Source organism: Streptomyces sp. YPW6, assembly GCF_018866325.1.
GTDB lineage: Bacteria > Actinomycetota > Actinomycetes > Streptomycetales > Streptomycetaceae > Streptomyces.
In genome coordinates this window covers 7577996-7597339 of the sequence record NZ_CP076457.1, presented here as the reverse complement: position 1 = coordinate 7597339, position 19344 = coordinate 7577996, and the positions used below count along the sequence as shown (strand labels likewise).

At 72.3% G+C, this 19344-nt stretch carries 18 protein-coding genes; 7 read left to right on the top strand and 11 right to left on the bottom strand.

Annotated elements, in window-relative coordinates; translation table 11 throughout:
- Positions 1–36: 36 nt before the first annotated feature.
- Together KME66_RS33215 and KME66_RS33210 are read right to left on the bottom strand one after the other, a co-directional pair.
- Positions 37–1137 carry a winged helix DNA-binding domain-containing protein gene (locus KME66_RS33215; RefSeq protein WP_216328871.1) on the bottom strand — a complete coding sequence of 367 codons (1101 nt, stop codon included), beginning with the start codon at positions 1135–1137 and terminating at the stop codon, positions 37–39.
- Between the two features lie 82 nt (positions 1138–1219).
- Positions 1220–1789, bottom strand: a complete 570-nt coding sequence (locus KME66_RS33210; RefSeq protein WP_216328870.1) for a DinB family protein — start codon at positions 1787–1789, stop codon at positions 1220–1222.
- 99 nt (positions 1790–1888) lie between these two features.
- Here KME66_RS33210 and KME66_RS33205 point away from each other — a divergent pair, with 99 nt between their 5' ends.
- On the top strand, positions 1889–2914 hold the full coding sequence (locus KME66_RS33205) for a YafY family protein (RefSeq protein WP_216328869.1): 1026 nt from the start codon (positions 1889–1891) through the stop codon (positions 2912–2914).
- A gap of 124 nt (positions 2915–3038) precedes the next feature.
- Here the strand turns inward: KME66_RS33205 and KME66_RS33200 are convergent, their stop codons facing one another.
- Together KME66_RS33200 and KME66_RS33195 are read right to left on the bottom strand one after the other, a co-directional pair.
- Positions 3039–3827, bottom strand: a complete 789-nt coding sequence (locus KME66_RS33200; protein WP_216328868.1) for a DUF4389 domain-containing protein — start codon at positions 3825–3827, stop codon at positions 3039–3041.
- 112 nt (positions 3828–3939) lie between these two features.
- The gene (locus KME66_RS33195) at positions 3940–4785 is read right to left on the bottom strand and encodes a VanZ family protein (protein WP_216328867.1); all 846 of its coding nucleotides are present in this window, start codon (positions 4783–4785) and stop codon (positions 3940–3942) included.
- A 98-nt stretch (positions 4786–4883) separates the two neighbouring features.
- Between KME66_RS33195 and KME66_RS33190 the strand changes: the two genes are divergently transcribed.
- Positions 4884–5384: a tetratricopeptide repeat protein gene (locus KME66_RS33190; protein WP_216328866.1), complete on the top strand. Its 501-nt coding sequence runs from the start codon at positions 4884–4886 to the stop codon at positions 5382–5384.
- A 164-nt stretch (positions 5385–5548) separates the two neighbouring features.
- Entirely contained in the window at positions 5549–6208 is a 660-nt protein-coding gene (locus KME66_RS33185) for a DUF1275 family protein (RefSeq protein WP_073224166.1), read from the top strand.
- Positions 6209–6431: 223 nt separating this feature from the next.
- Here the strand turns inward: KME66_RS33185 and KME66_RS33180 are convergent, their stop codons facing one another.
- Both KME66_RS33180 and rpmG read right to left on the bottom strand, forming a co-directional pair.
- A complete protein-coding gene (locus tag KME66_RS33180; protein ID WP_216328864.1) occupies positions 6432–6692 on the bottom strand; it encodes a type B 50S ribosomal protein L31 in 261 nt (86 codons plus the stop codon).
- Positions 6693–6756: 64 nt separating this feature from the next.
- Positions 6757–6921: a 50S ribosomal protein L33 gene (rpmG, locus tag KME66_RS33175; RefSeq protein ID WP_216328863.1), complete on the bottom strand. Its 165-nt coding sequence runs from the start codon at positions 6919–6921 to the stop codon at positions 6757–6759.
- A 412-nt stretch (positions 6922–7333) separates the two neighbouring features.
- On the opposite strand from rpmG, the gene KME66_RS33170 reads away from it, so the two are divergent.
- Complete coding sequence (locus tag KME66_RS33170) at positions 7334–8764, top strand: PP2C family protein-serine/threonine phosphatase (protein WP_216328862.1); 1431 nt, start codon at positions 7334–7336, stop codon at positions 8762–8764.
- Positions 8765–8904: 140 nt separating this feature from the next.
- On the opposite strand, the gene KME66_RS33165 is transcribed toward KME66_RS33170, so the two are convergent.
- Positions 8905–10392 carry a hypothetical protein gene (locus tag KME66_RS33165; RefSeq protein WP_216328861.1) on the bottom strand — a complete coding sequence of 496 codons (1488 nt, stop codon included), beginning with the start codon at positions 10390–10392 and terminating at the stop codon, positions 8905–8907.
- A gap of 231 nt (positions 10393–10623) precedes the next feature.
- On the opposite strand from KME66_RS33165, the gene KME66_RS33160 reads away from it, so the two are divergent.
- From KME66_RS33160 to KME66_RS33150, 3 genes are all read left to right on the top strand, one after another.
- Positions 10624–11760, top strand: a complete 1137-nt coding sequence (locus KME66_RS33160) for an aminoglycoside phosphotransferase family protein (RefSeq protein ID WP_073223942.1) — start codon at positions 10624–10626, stop codon at positions 11758–11760.
- Between the two features lie 494 nt (positions 11761–12254).
- Positions 12255–12920 carry a transglycosylase SLT domain-containing protein gene (locus KME66_RS33155; protein WP_216328860.1) on the top strand — a complete coding sequence of 222 codons (666 nt, stop codon included), beginning with the start codon at positions 12255–12257 and terminating at the stop codon, positions 12918–12920.
- A gap of 136 nt (positions 12921–13056) precedes the next feature.
- Positions 13057–15270: a terpene synthase family protein gene (locus KME66_RS33150; protein ID WP_216328858.1), complete on the top strand. Its 2214-nt coding sequence runs from the start codon at positions 13057–13059 to the stop codon at positions 15268–15270.
- 337 nt (positions 15271–15607) lie between these two features.
- Here the strand turns inward: KME66_RS33150 and KME66_RS33145 are convergent, their stop codons facing one another.
- The 4 genes from KME66_RS33145 to KME66_RS33130 all read right to left on the bottom strand — a co-directional run bounded on the left by KME66_RS33145 (position 15608) and on the right by KME66_RS33130 (position 19344).
- The gene (locus KME66_RS33145; protein WP_003971159.1) at positions 15608–16108 is read right to left on the bottom strand and encodes a hypothetical protein; all 501 of its coding nucleotides are present in this window, start codon (positions 16106–16108) and stop codon (positions 15608–15610) included.
- Between the two features lie 76 nt (positions 16109–16184).
- Entirely contained in the window at positions 16185–17351 is a 1167-nt protein-coding gene (locus KME66_RS33140) for a thiolase domain-containing protein (protein ID WP_216328855.1), read from the bottom strand.
- Positions 17344–18396, bottom strand: coding sequence for a thiolase domain-containing protein (locus tag KME66_RS33135; RefSeq protein ID WP_073223946.1), 1053 nt, complete (start codon positions 18394–18396; stop codon positions 17344–17346). The genes KME66_RS33140 and KME66_RS33135 overlap by 8 nt, the downstream gene beginning before the upstream one ends.
- Positions 18397–19344: a Zn-ribbon domain-containing OB-fold protein gene (locus KME66_RS33130; RefSeq protein ID WP_216328853.1), complete on the bottom strand. Its 948-nt coding sequence runs from the start codon at positions 19342–19344 to the stop codon at positions 18397–18399. It abuts the gene before it with no gap.

The following is a 19344-nucleotide window of genomic DNA, read 5'->3' as shown; positions in this document are numbered from 1 at the left end:
CAGACACCCGGGCCCGGGGAGCGGGCCCGGGGCCGCTCAGCGCGGTGAGGCCGTCACCCGTACACGGTCGCTGTCACCGTCGGAGAGGAACAGGGCGAGCTTTCCCCCCTCGTCGGTGACGGCGGCCCGATCCGCCCGGGAAAGAGTGCGCAACGGGCCCACCGTGACGGCGTCTTCGGAGACGGTCCAGGTGGCGGCGACACGGCCGTCGACCAGTACCACCCGCTCACCGGCCACCGAGAGGCCGCGGTGGGCGGCGTCGATGATCCGGCCGCGGTCCTGGTAGCCGAGGATCGCGTTGTCGAAGGCCGGCAGGAACCGCACCGGGGCGGGGGTGTCCGGGTCGGGGCGGGGCGCGTCGGGCAAATCGAGCAGTTCCCGCCCCCGCTCGTCGCGGAAACGGACCAGTTCGCCGCGTACGGCGGCCACCGCGCCGGGGAGACCCGCCAGGCCGGACCAGGCGCGCAGGTCGGCCGTTGCGGCCGGCCCGTATGCGGCCAGATAGCGCTTCACCAGTGCCCGGCCGACCGGGTCGGCGCCGTCGGTGACGGGCGGATCGACCGGGCGGCCCAGCCACGAGGACAGCGCGACGTTGCGCACCCCGCCCTTGGTGCGCCACAGCCCTCGCGGCGGCGCCTGCGCCATCGGGACGAGGGCGGCGACCACCATCTCGCCCAGGGCGCGCGGCCCCGGCCCGGGCCGGGGCCCGGCGAGCGCCCGCACGATCTCGGCTGCGGTGCGGGGCTCGCCGTCGGACATCAGTTCCCGCGCTTCTGCGGCGAGTTCTTCGAGGTCGACCCCGGTGAAGTCGTCGCGGTAGACCCCGAGGACACGTTGGCGCAGCATCGCGTCGTGCCGGGACCGCCAGGCGAGAACGTCGTCGGCGGTGACGAGGTGGACCGTGCGGCGCATCAGGTGGGTGCGCACCACGCTCCGCCGGATCAGCAGGTCGGAGAGAACGGCCGGATCGAAGGCGGCGACCCGGGACCAGAGCCCGACGAAGGGTTCCTGCGGTTCCTGCGCCTGGAGACCGCAGAGGTGGGCCACCGCGTCCGCGACGGGCAGGTCGCCCCGCTCCAGCAGCAACTGGCGTGCGAGGGTGGCGCGGTTGAGCGCCCGGTCGTCGAGAACGGTCACGGTGTCGTCTCTCCCCGGCGGCTGCTCATCCCCGGCGTCCGGCCGTCGGTGCCCCGCGCGACCGCGTGCCGCCCTCCGGTGGTCACGTCGCCGTCCGGCCGTCGATCGTCTCGCGCAGGATGTCCGCGTGCCCGGCGTGCTGGGCGGTCTCGGCGATGACGTGCATCAGCACCCGCCGTACGCTCCACTCGCCGCCGGGTTCGTTCCAGGGCGCCTCGGGAAGCGGGTGCGAGGCCGAGAGATCGGGAACCGCGAGGATGATCTTCTCGCTGCGGGCGGCGACCTGCTCGTACGCGTGGAGGATCCCCGTCACGGTCTCCCCGGGCAGCATCCGGAATTCCCTCTCCCGGTCGATGGCCCACTGCGGGTACTCACGTGCCGTGCCGGCCATGAAGTCGTCCCAGGTGACGCCGTCGGGCAGGGCGAAGGACATCGCGGAGGGGCCCTCGGTCACGAAGTTCAGCCAGCCCTCCTCCATGGCCGTGACGTGCTTGACGAGGCCGCCGGGGCACAGGGCGCTGACCGTCGGGGTCCGGCCCGCCTGCTCGTCGGTGAGCCCGCGCACCGAAGCGGTCAGGGCGGCTCGCGCCTCGGCGAGGCCGGCGAGCAGGCCGGTGCGCTCGGCGTCGGGGGATACGGAGGGGGTGGTCATGGCGATCGGGTCCTTCCGGCGTTCCTGTGGTGCGGTACGGATCGACCTTCTCAGGAGAAGAGGCCAGATAGTGGCCTCTTCTCGCCTCATACTCGGGTCATGCCGAAGACTTCCGCACGACTGCTGGCGCTGCTCTCCCTGCTCCAGGCGCGCCGCGACTGGCCGGGGCAGTTGTTGGCGGAGCGGCTGGAGGTCAGCCCGCGCACGGTGAGGCGGGACGTCGACCGGCTGCGGGAGCTGGGCTACCCCATCGCGGCGTTCAAGGGGCCCGACGGCGGCTACCGGCTGGACGCGGGCGCCCGGTTGCCGCCGCTGCTGTTCGACGACGATCAGGCCGTCGCCCTCGCCGTCGCCCTGCGGACCGCGACCGCCACCGGAGCCGGTATCGGGGAGGCGGCGGCCCGCGCGCTCACCACGGTCCGGCAGGTCATGCCCGCCCGGCTGCGCCATCGTGTCGACGCCCTGGACGTCACCGCGGTCGAACGGGCGGGAGGCCCGCCCCGGCCCCAGGCCGATCCGCGCGTTCTTCTCACGCTGAGCGACGCGGTGCGCGCCCGGGAGGTACTGCGCTTCGGCTACTCCCCCGCGTACGCTCCGGCGACCGACGGCAAACCGCCCGTGGTGCGGCGGGTGGAACCGCACCGGCTGGTCACCTGGGGCGGGCGCTGGTATCTCGTCGCCTGGGACCTGGACCGCGGGGACTGGCGGACCTTCCGCGCGGACCGGATCACCCCGCGCACGCCCACGGGCCCCCGGTTCACCGCCCGCGAGGTGCCCGGAGGCGATGTGGCCGCGTTCGTCGCCGCCCGGTTCCAGGGCTTCGACGCCCCCGGCGCGTGGCCCTGCCGCGGTGAGGTGATCCTCGACGCGCCGGCCGCCGCTGTGGCGGGTCACCTCCGCGACGGAGTCGTCGAGGAGCACGGCCCGGGCCGCTGCCGACTGGTCATGAGGGCCTGGTCGTGGGCCGGCCTGGCTGCCGAACTCGGCAGGTTCGGCGTGGACATCGAGGTCGTGGGGCCCGACGAGCTCAGGAACGCGTTCGCCGATCTGGCCCGCCGCTTCGCCGACGCTGCGGGCCGGGAAGATCGCGGATCCACGGGGCCCGGCGGCCTTGAGGACCGGTAGTCGAACGGCCGCCGACAACGCCCGTGAGCCACACACCTGGGGGCCTGCCCGGCCCTGACCCGCCGGACCGGCCCCGGCGTGCGTGCCGCGCGTCGCGCGGCAGGCGGCAGTTCGACGACCGGCCCTAACGGCCGACGAGGCGGGTGTCGGCCGTGTCGTCGGTCGTCGAGGCGGTCACGGACGAGGTGATGTGTCCGGCGAGGCCGAGCACCAGGAAGAGCACGACGAGCCACTTGCCGGCGCTGCTCAGCACCAGGGGGCGGGTGGCCGAGCGTGACTGCTCCGGGGCCACGGCGAGATCGTCGTCGCCGAACAGGCCCTTGGGGTAGGCGGGGGTGAGCATCATGACGTACGCGGAGAAGCGCATCCGGTAGCGCAGGGTGGCCGCCGTCGCCTCGAACAGCGGCGGGGGCATGCGGCCCAGGCAGAGCGTGATCAGCCACCAGACGAAGGCCAGCGCCCACCACCCGTACACGGCGAGGCTCTGGACGATCGCCGCCGGGATCATCAGGAAGATGCGGAACAGCACCGCGAGGCGGTTGAGCGGGGTGGGCCGCACCTCGATCTGCACCGGGTAGTCGGACGGCGGAGTGAGGGCGAACGGCGGGTAGCGGTCGATGAGCAGCATGTCGCTCGCCGAGACGCGCATGTCGTAGCCGAGGACACCGGTCAGGAAGCGGAAGACGGGATCGGGCAGCCGCCCCAGCACCAGGGCCGCGAACCATCCCACGATGACGGTGAAGAACGCCGCGATGTGCAGGAAGAACAGCACGACGAAGTGCGGGATCAGCAGCAGGAGTCGCAGGAGTACGGTCAGCCGCCGCTGGCGTGCCGGTGCGACGATGTCCAGGACGGGCCTGAACTCATCGGCGTCCGCCTCCTTGCGGCCCGGGCTCCACCGGCCGTCGGCCATGTCGCTCCTCCTCAGCGGGAAGTCCGTACGGCGTCCGCGCGCAGGACGTGTCCCCACCGTGCGTCCGGGCCGGGCCTCCCGCAAACGGCGCGGCCCGAACGGGTGCCCGGACTCAGCGCCTCCGGAGACGGTCGAGCAGGGGGCGAGGGGCCTTGGCACCGGTGGCCCCGGCGCTGGTGGCCTTGGCGCTGGTGGCCTTCGCGCTGGTGGCCTTCGCGGCGTCGGGCTTCCTGCCCGGGGCCTTCGCGGCGTCGGGCTTCTCGCCCGGGGCCTTCGCGTCGGCGGTCCTCATGCCCCGGGCCCGTGCAGCCGCGGTCTTCGTATCCCTGTCCCGCGTGCCGCCGGGCTCGGTGTCGGAGGCCTTCCCGCGGGCGGGCTTCGTCCGGGCGGCCTTGCCCGGCGTGCGCTCGGGCGTGGACTCGGACGCGGGCTTGGTCCCGGGCTCATCGCCCTGTTCCGAGGGGCCGGGGGCGTCGGCGTACGTGTAGTAGCGGTGGCTGATGCGACGGCCCAGCACGAAGTACCCGATCAGTGCACCCGCCGTGTTGAGGATGACGTCGTCGACGTCGAAGGCGCGCCCCTGGACGAGAGCCCCCTGGATCAGCTCGACGACGGTCATGACGGCGGCCGCCAGCAGCGTCGTGCGGATCATCCGCAGACGGCGTGGCACGAAGAACGGCAGCAGGAGCCCGAACGGCACACCGAGCAGCAGGTTTCCCCCCGCCTGCTTGCATGCGGCGAGGAAGGTGTAGTCCTCGGCGTACTGGCGCAGCGAACGCCCGGGCCGGAGGTTCGATGTGACGATGTCCTCGGAGGCCGGTGAGGGGGTGAGCGTCACCTTGGCCAGCAGGACGGAGAACGCCACCAGTCCCACCAGCGCCGCCGCAAGGACCAGTCCGCGTACCAGCACTCGTACCCATGTCCCCTGGCGTACGGGGGAATTCGCCTCTGCTGTCATGGCCGACGGATGCCCCCGCCCGGCCGGAACACACGCCCGGCCGGGCGATGGAGCGAAATCTCGTCCGCGTGTCCGCGAGGGCCTGCGACGATGTGCGCATGAGCACAGACAAGAAGAAGGACCTCCTGGACGCGGCCGACCGGTTGCGTCGGGAGGGACGGCCCGAGGAGGCGCGGGAGCGGCTGCTCGCCCTGACCGCCGCCTGTCCGGACGACGCCGAGGTGGCCTACCGGACCGCCTGGATCCACGACGTGCTGGGCCTGGAGTCGGAGGCGGTGCCGTACTACGAGCGTGCTCTGGCCCGTCCGGAGCTCGCCACGGAGGACCGGCGCGGGGCGCTGCTGGGGCTGGGCAGTACGTACCGGGTCCTGGGCCGGTACGGGCAGGCGGTCGAGACGCTGCGCCGGGGCGTCGAGGAGTTCCCGGACGACGGTGCGCTGCGGACGTTCCTGGCGATGGCGCTGTTCAACACCGGCGAGCACGACGAGGCGATGCGGCTGCTGCTGGAGCTGGCGGCCTCGACCAGTCAGGACCCGTACGTCCAGCAGTACCGGCGGGCGATCGAGCACTACGCGAAGGATCTCCACGAGACCGTGTGAGCCGCGCGGCGCGCCGCGCCGTGGGCGACGCGCCCGTCGGGCCGGCGCGTGCCGAGAATACTCGGGTGCCCTCCGCTCCCCCGGCGCTCCCGCCGCCCCCTCCTCCCGCCCCCTCCTCCGGTGCGTCCCCACCCGGTGACGCACCGCCGCGCGGCGAGGCGTCGCTGCTTCTGCTGTCCGCGGCTTCCGGGGCGGCGGACGCCTTCGTCTTCCTGTGCGTGGGGCAGGTCTTCGCCGGCGTGATGACCGGCAACCTGGTGCTGCTCGGGGCTTCGGCCGCCGGTGCGGGCGCGCAGGGTGTGGCGTTGAAGGTCGTCGTCGCTCTGGTGGCGTACTTCTGCGGGGTCGCGGGCGGCGCCCTGGCAGCCGGGCAACGGGGTCTGCGGGTCCCGGCGCTGCTGACGGTCGAGGTGGCCCTGCTGGGGGCGGCCGCCGCGCTGTGGGGGCTGGACCTGGTCACGTCGTACGGCGACAAGCTCGGGCTCGTGGCGCTGGTGGCGGTGGCGATGGGCGTCCAGGGGCGGGTACGGCTGACCCCGACGAACTACTTCACCGGGACGCTGACCTCGCTCGCCGGTCGCGTGGCGTTGCGCGCGCTGCGGGGTGGGGACGGCTGGGTGCTGGGACGGCTGGCCGCGGTGGTCGTGGGGGCGGCGGCCGCGGCGCTGACCGAGCGGTGGTGGAGCCCGGGGGCAGCACTGGGTGCGGTGGTGCTGGCCACCGGTGCGCTGGTCCTGGAGACGCTTCCGGGGCGGGGCGGCCGGTTCCGGCGGGGCAAGGGGAAGCCCCGGCCGGATCGGGGGAATCCAGCCGGGGCGGCTTGAGTGCGGGCGTGAAGGGCGGTCGCCTCTCGGCGGAGGGCTCCACGGGGCTTCGGCGGTGCCGATCGTCCTCATGGGCTACAGGTGAGGCCCGGGGACACGGTCCCCCTCACACCCACGTATAGATGAACGATAAACCATCGCGGGGTGTTCCCGGGAATCCGCCCCTGCGGATGTGATCCACGGCACGGGTTTTTGGCTCCCCTCCCGGTCTGCGCCGGTTCGATCAGCTCCCGGACGCCTCTGTGGAGCCGTAGCGGCGGCGGAACCGCTCGACGCGGCCCGCCGTGTCGAGCACCTGAGTGCCCCCGGTGTAGAACGGGTGGCCGGCCGAGGAGGTCTCCACGTCGATGACGGGGTAGGTGTTGCCGTCCCGCCACTGCACACGCTCGTCGGATTCGGCGGTCGAGCGGATCAGGAAGGCGGCGTCGGCCGCACGGTCACGGAAGACCACGGGACGGGACACGGGGTGGATACGGGGCTTCATCGATGCGTTCCTTCCTCACCGCACACGGCGGTGGCGTACAGGGTGGCGGGCCTTCCGGGAGCGGTCAGCGCGCCTCGCGGAACAGGACGTGCCGGCCGACGGCGGAGTCGAACTTGCGGAGCTCCAGCCGGTCGGGGTCGTTGCGGCGGTTCTTGCGTGTCACATAACTGCTCCCGGTTCCGGCGGTGGACCGGAGAGTGACGACGGGCCTGGACTCACTGCGCGCCATGGGCTCCTCCTTGGCTCTGCAACGGCTCCGCATCGCTATCGGCAATGGGATTCGTTTTCGTTCTGGTGAGGTAACGCGGGCCGACCGCTCGGCATTCCCGGGCCCCGCACACCCCCTCACGGGGTCACCTTCCGGCACCCGCACACCCCCTCACGGGCCACCTTTCCGACACCCGCACACCCCTCACGCACCGCACCGTCCGGCACCCGCACACCCCGACGCGGGCCGCCAACTCTCTTCACGCGCAAGCTTGTTCGGATTCTCACACCCGCGGGGCAGCCGCTGGCATATGCCAGAAGCAACTACGCATCGAGTGTCGTCAAATCCCTTACGACCCGCTGCGGCCTGTGCGACAGTCGGTAGCGGTCCACCCTTCAGAACCGGCTAGGCCGCGCCCGTAACGGAGTACGAGATGCCGTTCCCCCTCTTCGCGGACCGCCCCGCACCACAGCTTCCCGCACACGACGCCGTCGATGATCTGATTGACCGGACGCGCCGGCTCCGCGGGGACGTGGACGCCGTGCGGCGGGATGCCGTCATGTTCGACGAGGACGACCCTCAGCTGCGGTGGCAGCGCGCCCTGTGCGAGCTGGCCGTGCATCACCTGGACACCCTCGACGAGCACCTGGCCCAGCTCAGGGCGGGCCTGCCGGGCCCCCGTGCCGAGGACTCCGCCCGCGAGGGCGCGACGGCCACAAGAGCTCCGGGAGCCGGTGCCGCGCCGAGCCGGGTGGGCAGCGCCGAATGGAACCTCCTCACCGACGAGTCCAGCTGGTCCGAGGAGCTGTACGAGATCTTCGGCCGACCGCTCGACTCCGCGCCCCTATCCCTGGACGACCTGCCGTCCGTGCTGCTGCCCGAGGACCAGCCCGTCCTCACCGCCATGGTGACCGGCTGCCTGGTCGACGGCCGTCCGATGGACGGGGAGTTCCGCATCGTGCGCCCCGACGGCGGCACGCGCACGCTGCACATGACGGGTGAGCCGGTCCTCGACGCCGAGGGCTGCACCGCCTCCATGTGGGCGGTCCTGCGGGACGTCAGCGAGCTGCGCCGCGGCGAACAGGCCGTGACCAGAAGCCGCGCGTCGGTACGGCGCGAGGAGCACATTGAGCGCACCGAGCACCGCATGGCCGTGGAACTCCAGGAAGCCGTCCTGCCACCGTGGCGCGGGTCGCTGCGCCTCCCGCCGCAGGGCCCCGGCGCCCTGGACATCGCCGCGCACTACCTGCCCTCCGCGTCGAGCGGGCTCATCGGCGGCGACTGGTACGACGCGATGGAGCTGCCGGACGGACGCACCCTCCTCACCGTCGGCGACCTCACCGGGCACGGCATTCCCGCCACCTCGGCGATGACGATGCTGCTCGGCGCCCTGCGGGGCATGGCCGTCGCCGGCATCGACCCGGGCGCGCTGATGGGGCACCTCAACCAGGTACTGGAGACGTCGGTACAGCCCGCGCTGGGCAGCGCCCTGTGCTGCCGCTTCGACCCCAAGACCTCCGTTCTTTCCTGGGCACAGGCGGGTCACCCCGCGCCGGTCCTCTTCCGCGGCGGTTCGGGGCGGTTGCTGCCCCCGCCGGACGGGATACTGCTGGGCGCCGCTCCCCGGGCCGTGTTCGAGCAGGACGAGGTACGGCTGTTCCCCGGCGACGTGCTCGTCCTGCACACCGACGGGCTGACCCGGCGCGGCGACCGGGGTGCGGGCCCGGAAGCACTGCTGGCTCTCGCTCCCCGGCTCGCGGAGGCCCGTACGGCGCAGGAGTGCGTCCGGGGTGTCGTCGAGGAGTTCGGCGGGGCCGAGCGCCCGGACGACGCGTGCGTGCTGGTCGCCCGCATCGGGGCGTGAGCGAAACGCCGACCGCGCCTCGGCGCGTGCGGGACTGATGCTGTGTCAGTGCCCGCAGGAGCACACGGCGCGTAACGGGACGTGCGGGGGCGCGGACGGATCGGGCGGGTGAAGGAGCGCCGGGCGGCGCGGCGGGGCGGTCAGATCTGCTTGCCCCTGGCCTTCTCCCGGCTCGGCATCGACAGCTCGATCTCCTCGCGCAGGTCCTGGATGCCCGCGTATCCGGCGAACTGGCCCGTGAGCCGGTACATCTCGCGGAGCCGGTCCCAGGTGCGGTGCGAGGAGGTCTCCCCCATCGACACGAGGGCGAGCCGGGCGTAGCGGTCGGCCTGTTCGGGGTCGTTGGCGATGAAGCAGGCCGAGGCGAGCGAGATGTAGTCGAAGATCTTCGACCGCTGGCGCCCGTTGACCCGCAGCTCCAGCGCCTGCTTGGCGTGGCGTTGGGCGATGACCGCCGCTCCCGGGTCGTGCTCGGCCAGCGTACGGAAGGCGAGCGCCTGCATGCCGTGCATGTCGGCCTCGTCGAACATCTGCATCCAACTGGGCGGTGGCACATCGCCCTTGTCCGAGACGAAGAGCTCCTCGGCCTCGCCGAGGGTGCGCCGCATGGCCTGGCCGCGGCCCATCGACGCCTGCGCCCAGGCCTCGATCGTGCGCAGCATCGCCTGCGTACGGGGCAGGGTCTCGTCGCCGGAGCCGGACTTGGCGAGCTTCATCAGGTCGAGTGCGTCGTCGGGGCGGCCCAGGTGCACCATCTGGCGTGCGGCCCGGGAGAGCGCCTCGCCGGCGCGCGGCCGGTCGCCGCCTTCGCGGGCCGCGTGCGTGGCGATGACGAAGTACTTCTGGGCGGTGGGTTCGAGGCCGACGTCGTGGGACATCCAGCCCGCCAGAACGGCGAGGTTGGCGGCGACGCCCCACAGACGGCGCTGGAGATGGTCGGGGTGGCGGTAGGCGAGCATGCCGCCCACCTCGTTGAGCTGGCCGACGACCGCCTTGCGCTGGAGTCCGCCGCCCCGGGACGCGTCCCAGGCGCGGAAGACCTCCACCGAGTGCTCCAGTGCCTCGATCTCCTCGGAGCCGACCGGTGCTGCCTCGTACCGGTCGAAACCGGCGGGATCGGCGTGCAGGGGATCATGGGCCCGTGGCGTGTCGGCCGCCGCAGCGGGAGCGCTGTGCAGCCAGTCGTACATGGGGCCGGCGATGGTCGAGCCGGCGGCGAGCGCGGCGCCCGCACCCACCAAGCCGCGTCGGTTGAGCATGAGGTCCATTCCCGTGAATTCGGTGAGGACCGCTGCCGTCCGCTCGGGCGCCCACGGCAGTTGATCGGGATGGTGTTCCGTCCCGGAGTCACGCCGTTTCCCCACACGCCCGCGTCGGCCGAACCCGAGGTCCTCGATGGTCACGACACGGCCGAGTCGCTCGGTGAACAGAGCTGCCAGCACTTCCGGCACGGGATCACGGGGGGACTCCCCCATGTCGATCCAGCGCCTGACACGCGAGGTGTCGGTGGCCAGCTGCGGGTGGCCCATGGCCGCCGCCTGCCGGTTCACCATTCTCGCGAGTTCGCCCTTGGACCAGCCGGCCAGGCCGAACAGGTCGCTGAGACGGGTGTTGGGTTCTCCGGTCACTTCAAGCCCCCAGGTTCTCGGCTGACTTGACACTAACCCCCTGTCAGATGCGCCGTGACTATTCGCCAGGGTTCGCCAGGGTCCGCCAGATGGTCTGCCACCCGTGACCCGTTGTCAGGTAGGAGTGCGCCACCCCGCCCGGCAGCCCTAGGTACTCCCCAGGGTGCCGAACGGCCGTCGGCCGGGTTGGCGCACGTACCTTGTCGGCGCACGAAGGGATCTGTCTCGCCCATGTACACAGCATCGTCCTCCGTGTCCGCCCCGCCCCGTCCGCTCCGCCCGATGGGCGCGGGCGGCGGGCCCTATCTCGCTCCTCACGCCGGCGCACCGGTGCAGGGTCCGGGCCGGGCCCGACGGGCCGCGGGACCGGGCGCAGGACCGCTCAGCGGAAGGATCGACCTGTCCGGGCCGCAGGGCGCGCAGGTGCGGATGGCCATCGCCTCCGTGCAGCGCATCTGCCCCGAGTTCAACCCGGTCCAGGTGCTCCGCCGCAGCGGCCGTTCGGTCCTCATCGTCGGGACGACCGGGCGGGCGACCGCCGTGGCGAAGTGTTTACTGGACCACTCGCCGGCGTGGACCGAGCGGTTCCGGCACGAAATAGCGACGTACCGCGCGTTCGTCCGGCACCGTCCCCCGGTGCGGGTGCCCCGGCTGATCGCGGCGGATCCGGAGAACTGCACGCTGGTGATCGAGCGGATGCCCGGCCGGGTCGCCGCCCTCACCCGGCATCCGGCGGAGGCTCCGCCGCGGGCCGACATCCGCGCCGCCCTGGGTGCGATCGCCCGGGTGAACGCCTGGCGGCCGCCGCCCGGCCTGTTCGAGGCCCCGCTCGACTACGCCTCGCGGATCGCGCGCTACCACGAACTCGGCCTGTTCACCGACCGTGACCTGGGTGATCTGCAGAAGCTGCTGCACGGTCTGGCCCATGCGGGCGGCCGGCAGAGCATGGGGCAGTTCTGTCACGGGGACGCCCTGCTCTCCAACATCCTGCTGTCGCCGACCGGACCGGTGCTCGTCGACTGGGAGCACGCCGGCTGGTATCTCCCCGGATACGACCTGGCGACGCTGTGGGCGGTGCTGGGTGACGCTCCGGCCGCGCGGCGCCAGATCAGCCAGCTGGCCCAGGCCAGGGGCCCGGCCGCCCGGGACGCGTTCCTGGTGAACCTGATGCTCGTGCTGACCCGCGAGATCCGGAACTACGAGACGGCGGTGCAGCGCACCATGCGGGAGGCGCCCGCGGTGAGTGCGGGAGGGGACCGTCCCGGCGCGCTCTCCTCGGGTGAGGAGCAGCGGCTGCTGCTGCGGAGGCTGCACGACGACTGCGCGATGGCGCGGAGGGCTGTGCGGGCGGCGGTCGGTACCCGCTGAGGCGGGACGACGCCGACGAACGAGGGGGCAGGGCCGGAGGAGCCCGCCCGACGAGGCCACGGTGGCCGGACCACCGTGCGCCCGGACCACGGTGAAGAGAAGAAGCGCGTTGCGGGACCGGTGCCGACACACCGGTCCCGCAACGCGCTGTTCTGCGTTCGGTGACCGAGCGCTGACCCTGTGACGTTCCGGGGTCCCCCGCGGGTGAGGCCCGCCACGAGACCCACGTCACCTACGACGTCCGATAGGAGTCGTGAGCCCTCCCGTCCGGCGTAACGAACCGCCCATATGGCTCATAAATTGGCATCTCACGATGAAGCGTAGTAAAGGCGGTCATTGCTTCCTATGTCGGTGCTCGCTAACCATGGTTCCCGGCAGGCACCGAGTTCGAGCCCGCGCCGATCGCCCACCGGCGACCGCGGCCCGGACGGTCCGGTACCGGCCCACGCGGCGCGAAGGCCGCGAAGCCCGTCCCCCACAGGAAGAGCTCACGCATGCCCCGCATCTCCACCCTGCGCGTCACCCGCTCGCACAAGATCGCCACCGCCGTCCTCGTCGCGGCCGGTTCGGTCACCGCCATAACCGCCACCGGCGGCCCGAGCGAAGCGCAGGCCTCCGCGACCCGGTCCTCCGTCTCCGTGGAGCCGGTCGCCGCCGCGGGCATCCCCACCGCGAAGGACGCGGCCGAGAAGGCGGCGAAGGAGAACGCCGCCGAGGAAGCCGCGGCGAAGAAGGCAGCCGCCAAGGCGGTCGCGGAGAAGGCCGCCGCGAAGGAGCGCTCCGAGAAGCAGGCCGCCAACCGCTCCACCGAGCGCAAGGCCGCCACGCCGAAGAAGTACGCGGACAACCTCGACGGCTGGATCCGCGAGGCGCTCGACATCATGAAGAAGAAGAACATCCCCGGCTCCTACGAGGGGCTGCACCGCAACATCATGCGCGAGTCCAGCGGCAACCCGAACGCCGTCAACGACTGGGACATCAACGCGCGGAACGGCATCCCCTCCAAGGGACTCCTCCAGGTGATCCAGCCCACCTTCGACGCCTACCACGTCAAGGGCACCCCGAAGAAGCTCACCGACCCGGTCGCCAACATCACCGCCGCCGCCAACTACGCCGCGGACCGCTACGGCTCGATCGACAACGTCGACTCCGCCTACTGAGCCGGCACCCCCGCCGTGTCGATGATGTGACTAATCGTCATCGTGCGTGCCCCGGATGGCCGAAGGGTAGTGCTGCGCGGACACCACAGGTCCGCGCGAATCCCCGCGCGGAGGCTTCCGGAAAGGCCTGACGCACATGGCACAGCCCTTCTCACTGCCGGACTTCTATGTCCCGTATCCGGCCCGGCTCAACCCTCATGTGGAAGCGGCGCGCACCCACACCCGGGAATGGGCCCGTTCCATGGGGATGCTGGAGGGGTCCGGCATCTGGGAGGAGAGGGACCTGGAGGCGCACGACTACGCCCTCCTGTGCGCTTACACCCACCCCGACTGCCCGGCGGAGGCGCTCAGCCTCGTCACCGACTGGTACGTGTGGGTCTTCTTCTTCGACGACCACTTCCTGGAGCTCTTCAAGCGCACGCCCGACCGGGAGGGCGGCAAGCGCTATCTGGACCGGCTGCCCGCCTTCATGCCGATGGAGCGCGGTGCCGCGACGCCGGAGCCTTCGAACCCCGTCGAAGCGGGGCTCGCCGATCTGTGGGCCCGGACCGTGCCCGCGATGACGGACGACTGGCGGGCCCGGTTCGCGGAGTCGACGCGCAACCTCCTCAACGAGTCCCTGTGGGAGCTCGCCAACATCCACGAGGGCCGCATCGCGAACCCGGTCGAGTACATCGAGATGCGCCGCAAGGTGGGCGGCGCGCCCTGGTCCGCGGGCCTGGTCGAGTACGCGGCGGACGCGGAGGTACCGGCGCCGGTCGCCGGGTCCCGGCCGCTGCGGGTGCTGCGGGACGCGTTCTCCGACGCCGTCCACCTGCGCAACGACCTCTTCTCGTACCAGCGTGAGGTGGAGGACGAGGGAGAGAACAGCAACGGCGTGCTGGTGCTGGAGAAGTTCCTGGGGTGCTCGACCCAGGAGGCCGCCGAAGCCGTCAACGACCTGCTGACCTCGCGCCTCCAGCAGTTCGAGAACACCGCGCTGACCGAACTCGGCCCGCTCTGCGCCGAGAAGGCCCTCGACCCGGCGCAGACCGCCGCCGTGCTGGCGTATGCCAAGGGGCTCCAGGACTGGCAGTCCGGCGGCCACGAATGGCACATGCGTTCCAGCCGCTACATGAACGGCGGCGGCGCGGCCGAGGCCGTGCCCGGCTTCGGCATGTCCGCCGCCTCCGTCCGACTCACGCTCCGCTCGGAGACCGCGCGGGCCCGCGGCCACAGCCATGTGCCGTTCCAGCACGTGGGCCCCTCGCTGCTCCCGGACTTCGACCTGCCCTTCACCACCACGCTGAGTCCTCATCTGGAGGGAGCCCGCGTCCGCCTGGTCGACTGGGCGCGGCGGATGGGCATCCTGGAGGCCCAGCCGGGCGTGCCGGGCTCGCACATCTGGGACGAGCAGCGGATCCGGGCGATCGACCTGCCGCTCTGCGCCGCGGGCATTCATCCGGACGCGAGCGCGGACGAGCTGGACCTCTCCTCGGGCTGGCTGGCCTGGGGAACGTACGGGGACGACTGGTTCCCGGTCGTGCACGGGCGGACCCGGGACCTGGCGGGGGCGCGACTGGCCAACGACCGGCTGACGCTGTTCATGCCGCTCGCCGACGAGGGGACGCCCGAGCCGGTGAACGCGCTGGAGCGGAGTCTGGGCGATCTGTGGCGCAGGACGGCCGCCCCGATGGACGCGGGCGCGCGGCGCACCTTCCGTACCGCGATCGAGACGATGACCGCGAGCTGGCTGTGGGAGCTGGCGAACCAGGCGCAGAACCGCATCCCCGACCCGGTGGACTACGTGGAGATGCGGCGGGCGACCTTCGGTTCCGACCTCACGATGAGCCTGTGCCGGCTCGGCCACGGCCGGAAGGTCCCGGAGGAGGTCTACCGCAGCGGTCCGATGCGTTCCCTGGAGAACGCGGCGGCGGACTACGCGTGCCTGCTCAACGATCTGTTCTCCTACCAGAAGGAGATCGAGTACGAGGGCGAGGTGCACAACGGCGTCCTGGTCGTGCAGAACTTCTTCGGCGTCGACTATCCGACGGGCGTGGCGATCGTGCACGACCTGATGAGGTCGCGACTGCGGCAGTTCCGCCATGTCGCCGAGGTCGAACTCCCGGTGCTGTACGACGATTTCGGACTGGATTCCGAGGCGCGGGAGATTCTGGCGGGCTATGTGCGGGAGCTGGAGCACTGGCTGGCGGGCATCCTGATCTGGCACCGGGGCTGCCGCCGCTACCGCGAGGAGGATCTGCGGGGCGGCCACGCCGCGCCCTGGCATCTCGGCGGGCCCAGGGGGCTCGGTACGTCGGCGGCGCGGGTGACCCGGGTGCCGGCGGGGACGGCGGGCGGCCGGGTCTGACCCCGCGGATCGCCTCCCCGGAAAGCGGAACGCGGTCCGTCGCGGGATTCCCGCGACGGACCGTGACCGAGGTCTGTCAGGTCCGTCAGGTCCGGGCGCACCTGGCCGAAAGCCGCCCCTCCATGCGTCCTCGCGCATGTCCGGACGCGGGGCACGGCGCGTACCGGCCGCCGGGACGGTCCGGGCATGACGACCCGGGTGACGCGGGCGTGCGGACCCGGGGGCGGCCCCGGCGTACGGGGCCCGGCGGGGTGGGGCGGCCCCGGCGTACGGGCCCGGGGCGGTGCGGGTGTGAAAAGGCCGCCCGGCATATGCGGGCGGCCTAGGCAGATACGTTTCAGCCTTGCTGGAACAGCTCCGCGGGCAAGGGCTTGAGCAGGGTGTAGAGATCGTCGGTGATGGGCCGGTCCCAGCTGGCGATGGTCACGAGGACGCCATCGCTGCGGTCGAACTGGACGCAGGCGATCCGGCTCTCGGAGAGCTTGACGCGGCGGACGATCAGCAGGTTGTCGCCCTGCATGACGGGCACGTCCTCGGAGCTGACGACCTCGATCGGCTCGTCGTTCTCCAGGGCGAGGAGCAGCTGGGCCACCTCGAAGGGGACCTGGCCCTCCTCGGTCTCGCGGGCGGGCGAGCCTTCCGGCAGATTGCCGATGATCATCGCCGGGCCCCGGCCGCCGTACAGGTCGTACCGGAGGAAGACGCCCTGGCAGCTGCCGTCGGGGGCGGGGAGCAGACCGGCGCCGAGGTTGCCGGGCCAGTCCCCGGGGTCCATGGCCAGGACGTCGAAGTCCGGGCCCGCGGGTGTTGCGGCGCTACGGCGGCGGAGGAAGGACATGGAGCCCATGGTACGTGTCCCGGCTCACGTCGCGGAGCCGGGCCCGGGCCGCGCGGGACCGGGCCCGTCGTGCTTCTCAGCCGGGCGGGGGCTGTGCTCCCACGAGCCACATGGCGAAGAACTGTGACCCGCCCCCGTAGGCGTGGCCCAGTGCCCTGGCGGCCCCGTCGACCTGGTGCTCCCCCGCCCTGCCCCGGACCTGGAGGGCCGCCTCGGCGAACCGGATCATGCCGGAGGCGCCGATGGGGTTGGTGGAGAGCACGCCGCCCGAGGGGTTGACCGGGAGGTCCCCGTCGAGTTCGGTGACGCCCGCCTCGGTGAGCTTCCAGCCCTCGCCCTCCTCGGCGAAGCCGAGGTTCTCCAGCCACATCGGTTCGTACCAGGAGAACGGCACGTACATCTCGACGACGTCGATCTCACGGCGCGGGTCGGTGATGCGCGCCTGCCGGTAGACGTCGGCGGCGCAGTCCTTCCCGGCCTGCGGTGAGACGAAGTCCTTGCCCGCGAACAGGGTCGGTTCGCTGCGCATCGCCCCGCCGTGGATCCAGGCGGGCGGGTAGGGGGAGCGGGCCGCACCGTCCCGGCCGGTGAGGACCATGGCGCAGGCCCCGTCGGAGGAGGGGCAGGTCTCGGAGTAGCGGACCGGGTCCCAGAGCATGGGCGAGGACTGGACCTTCTCCAGGGTGAGGTCGTGGTCGTGGATGTGCGCGTACGGGTTCTTCAGCGCGTTCCGGCGGTCCTTGTAGGCGACGAGGGAGCCGACCGTGCCGGGCGCCCCGGTGCGCCGCATGTACGCGCGCACGTGCGGGGCGAAGAAGCCGCCCGCGCCGGCCAGCAGGGGCTGCTGGAAGGGGACGGGCAGGGAGAGGCCCCACATGGCGTTGGACTCGGACTGCTTCTCGAAGGCGAGGGTGAGGACGGTGCGGTGGACACGGGCGGCGACGAGGTTCGCGGCGACCAGGGCCGTCGATCCGCCGACGGAACCCGCCGTGTGGACGCGGAGCATGGGCTTGCCGACGGCGCCCAGGGCGTCGGCGAGGTAGAGCTCCGGCATCATGACCCCCTCGAAGAAGTCGGGCGCCTTGCCGATCACGACGGCGTCGATGTCGGCCCAGGTCAGCCCGGCGTCCTCCAGGGCGCGGACGGCCGCTTCGCGGACGAGTCCGGCGATGGAGACGTCGTGCCGGGCGGCGACGTGTTTGGTCTGGCCGATGCCGACGACGGCGACGGGTTCCTCAGCCATGAGCGCTCTCCCCTTCCAGGACGGCGACCAGGTTCTGTTGCAGGCAGGGCCCGGAGGTGGCGTGCGCGAGCGCCCGGTCGGACTCGCCCCGGTGGATGCGGACGGCGGCCTCGCCGAGCCGGATCAGCCCGGCGGCCATGATCGGGTTGGCGGCGAGCGCGCCGCCGGAGGGGTTGACGCGGACCTCGTCACCGAGCCCGAGCGCCTTGCGCAGGACGACTTCCTGCGAGGTGAACGGCGCGTGGAGTTCCGCGGTGTCGACGGGCCGTTCGAAGGCCCCGGCGTGTTCGGCGGCGAGCCGGGCGGAGGGGCTGTCGGTCAGGTCGCGGACGCCGAGGCTGTGGGCCTCGATGCGGTGGTCGATGCCCCGGATCCAGGCGGGCCGTTCGCACAGGGCGCGGGCGGTGTCCCCGGCGGCGAGGACCACGGCGGCGGCCCCGTCGCCGATGGGCGGGCAGTCGCCGGTGCGCAGCGGGTGCACGAGGTGGTCGCCGGCCGGGACCTCTCCGGTGAGCTGGGCGTACGGGTTGCCGACGGCGGCGGCGCGGTTGCGGGCGGCGACCTCGGCGAGGGCTCCTTCGTCGGTGTCGCCCGCGTCGATGAGTGCCTGGGCCTGGAGGGCGGCGAGGGCGACGGAGTCGGGCCAGAGCGGGGCGAGGTAGTAGGGGTCGAGCTGGCGGGTGAGGACGTCGCGGAGAGGGCCGGGCGACGACTTGCCGTAGGAGTAGACGAGCGCGGTGTCCGCCTGGCCGGTCCGGATCTTGACCCAGGCCTCGTACAGGGCCCAGGCCCCGTCCATCTCGACGTGGGACTCGGAGATGGGCGGGTGGGCGCCGACGCCGTCGAGTGCCATGGTGAAGGAGAAGGCCCGCCCGGCGAGGTAGTCGGCGGAGCCGGAGCAGGTGAATCCGATCTCGTTGGCCCTGAGGCCGGTCGCGCCCAGGACCTCGTGGAGGACGGGCATCAGCAGGTCGACCTCGGAGAGTTCGTCGGTGCGCCGCCGGTGCGCGCTCTGGGCGAAGGCGACGATGGCCACGTCCCGCATCTACACCAGCTCCTTGTAGGTGTCGTAGTCCGCGTCGGGCTCGCCGGTGGGCCGGTAGTGGTCGACGTGCCGGGCCCCGTCGCTCCACACGGGCTCGACGCGCAGCCCCATGCGGACCTGGTCGTAGGGGATTCCGCCAATGCGTCCGTGCAGGGCGAGGTCGGCGCCGTCGAGGGCGATGTGGGCGTATACGTACGGGACTTCGATGTCGAGATTCTTCGCTTTGATGTTGACGATGCAGAAGGTGGTGACCGTGCCGCGCGGTCCGACCTCGACCTGTTCGGCGGTGGCGACCCCGCAGGTGGGGCAGGCCCCGCGCGGCGGTACGTAGACCTTGCGGCAGGACGGGCAGCGTTCGCCGACCATTCGGCGCTCCTCCAGGGCCTTGATGTAGGCGCTCTGGGCGCGGCCGGGGGTGTGGACGTAGTCGAGGCGGGCCGGGGCGACGATGCCGGTGACGGGGTCGGCGAACTCGCCTGTGTGCGGGGCGGGTTCACAGCGGCCGGGCTCACCCTCGTACGGTTCGAAGCAGGCGATGTCGGTGATGGCGCCGGTGCGGTTCGCGGCCCAGCGGATACGGACGCGCATCCCGGTGCGGACGGCGTCGGGTCCGGGTGCGTCGAGTACGTGCAGGAGTGCGGTGCCGGCCCCGTCGAGGCGGACGAGGACCCAGGCGAAGGGGGCGTCGAGAGGCTGGTCGCGGCGCGGGGAGGGGTTCCAGGCCCAGGTGGTGACGGTGCCGGTGGGGGCGACCTCGACGAGGTCGCCCAGTTCGTTCGCGGTGACCGGGTCGTACTCCACGGGCGGCACGAGGACCGTTCCGTCGTCCGCGCGGACACCGAGGACGGTGCGTTCGCGCAGTCCGGTGAGGAAGGCGCTCTGGACGGGGCCGAGGGACCGGGTGAAGGGGAATTCGACCACCAGCGGGGCGCTGAGGATGTCGGGCAT

Bases quoted from the DNA above. Each gene is read 5' to 3' on its own strand.
- KME66_RS33210 (WP_216328870.1), bottom strand. From the start codon at position 1,789: ATGACCACCCCCTCCGTATCCCCCGACGCCGAGCGCACCGGCCTGCTC.
- KME66_RS33205 (WP_216328869.1), top strand. From the start codon at position 1,889: ATGCCGAAGACTTCCGCACGACTGCTGGCGCTGCTCTCCCTGCTCCAG.
- KME66_RS33200 (WP_216328868.1), bottom strand. From the start codon at position 3,827: ATGGCCGACGGCCGGTGGAGCCCGGGCCGCAAGGAGGCGGACGCCGAT.
- KME66_RS33195 (WP_216328867.1), bottom strand. From the start codon at position 4,785: ATGACAGCAGAGGCGAATTCCCCCGTACGCCAGGGGACATGGGTACGA.
- KME66_RS33190 (WP_216328866.1), top strand. From the start codon at position 4,884: ATGAGCACAGACAAGAAGAAGGACCTCCTGGACGCGGCCGACCGGTTG.
- KME66_RS33180 (WP_216328864.1), bottom strand. From the start codon at position 6,692: ATGAAGCCCCGTATCCACCCCGTGTCCCGTCCCGTGGTCTTCCGTGAC.
- rpmG (WP_216328863.1), bottom strand. From the start codon at position 6,921: ATGGCGCGCAGTGAGTCCAGGCCCGTCGTCACTCTCCGGTCCACCGCC.
- KME66_RS33170 (WP_216328862.1), top strand. From the start codon at position 7,334: ATGCCGTTCCCCCTCTTCGCGGACCGCCCCGCACCACAGCTTCCCGCA.
- KME66_RS33160 (WP_073223942.1), top strand. From the start codon at position 10,624: ATGTACACAGCATCGTCCTCCGTGTCCGCCCCGCCCCGTCCGCTCCGC.
- KME66_RS33155 (WP_216328860.1), top strand. From the start codon at position 12,255: ATGCCCCGCATCTCCACCCTGCGCGTCACCCGCTCGCACAAGATCGCC.
- KME66_RS33150 (WP_216328858.1), top strand. From the start codon at position 13,057: ATGGCACAGCCCTTCTCACTGCCGGACTTCTATGTCCCGTATCCGGCC.
- KME66_RS33145 (WP_003971159.1), bottom strand. From the start codon at position 16,108: ATGTCCTTCCTCCGCCGCCGTAGCGCCGCAACACCCGCGGGCCCGGAC.
- KME66_RS33140 (WP_216328855.1), bottom strand. From the start codon at position 17,351: ATGGCTGAGGAACCCGTCGCCGTCGTCGGCATCGGCCAGACCAAACAC.
- KME66_RS33135 (WP_073223946.1), bottom strand. From the start codon at position 18,396: ATGCGGGACGTGGCCATCGTCGCCTTCGCCCAGAGCGCGCACCGGCGG.
- KME66_RS33130 (WP_216328853.1), bottom strand. From the start codon at position 19,344: ATGCCCGACATCCTCAGCGCCCCGCTGGTGGTCGAATTCCCCTTCACC.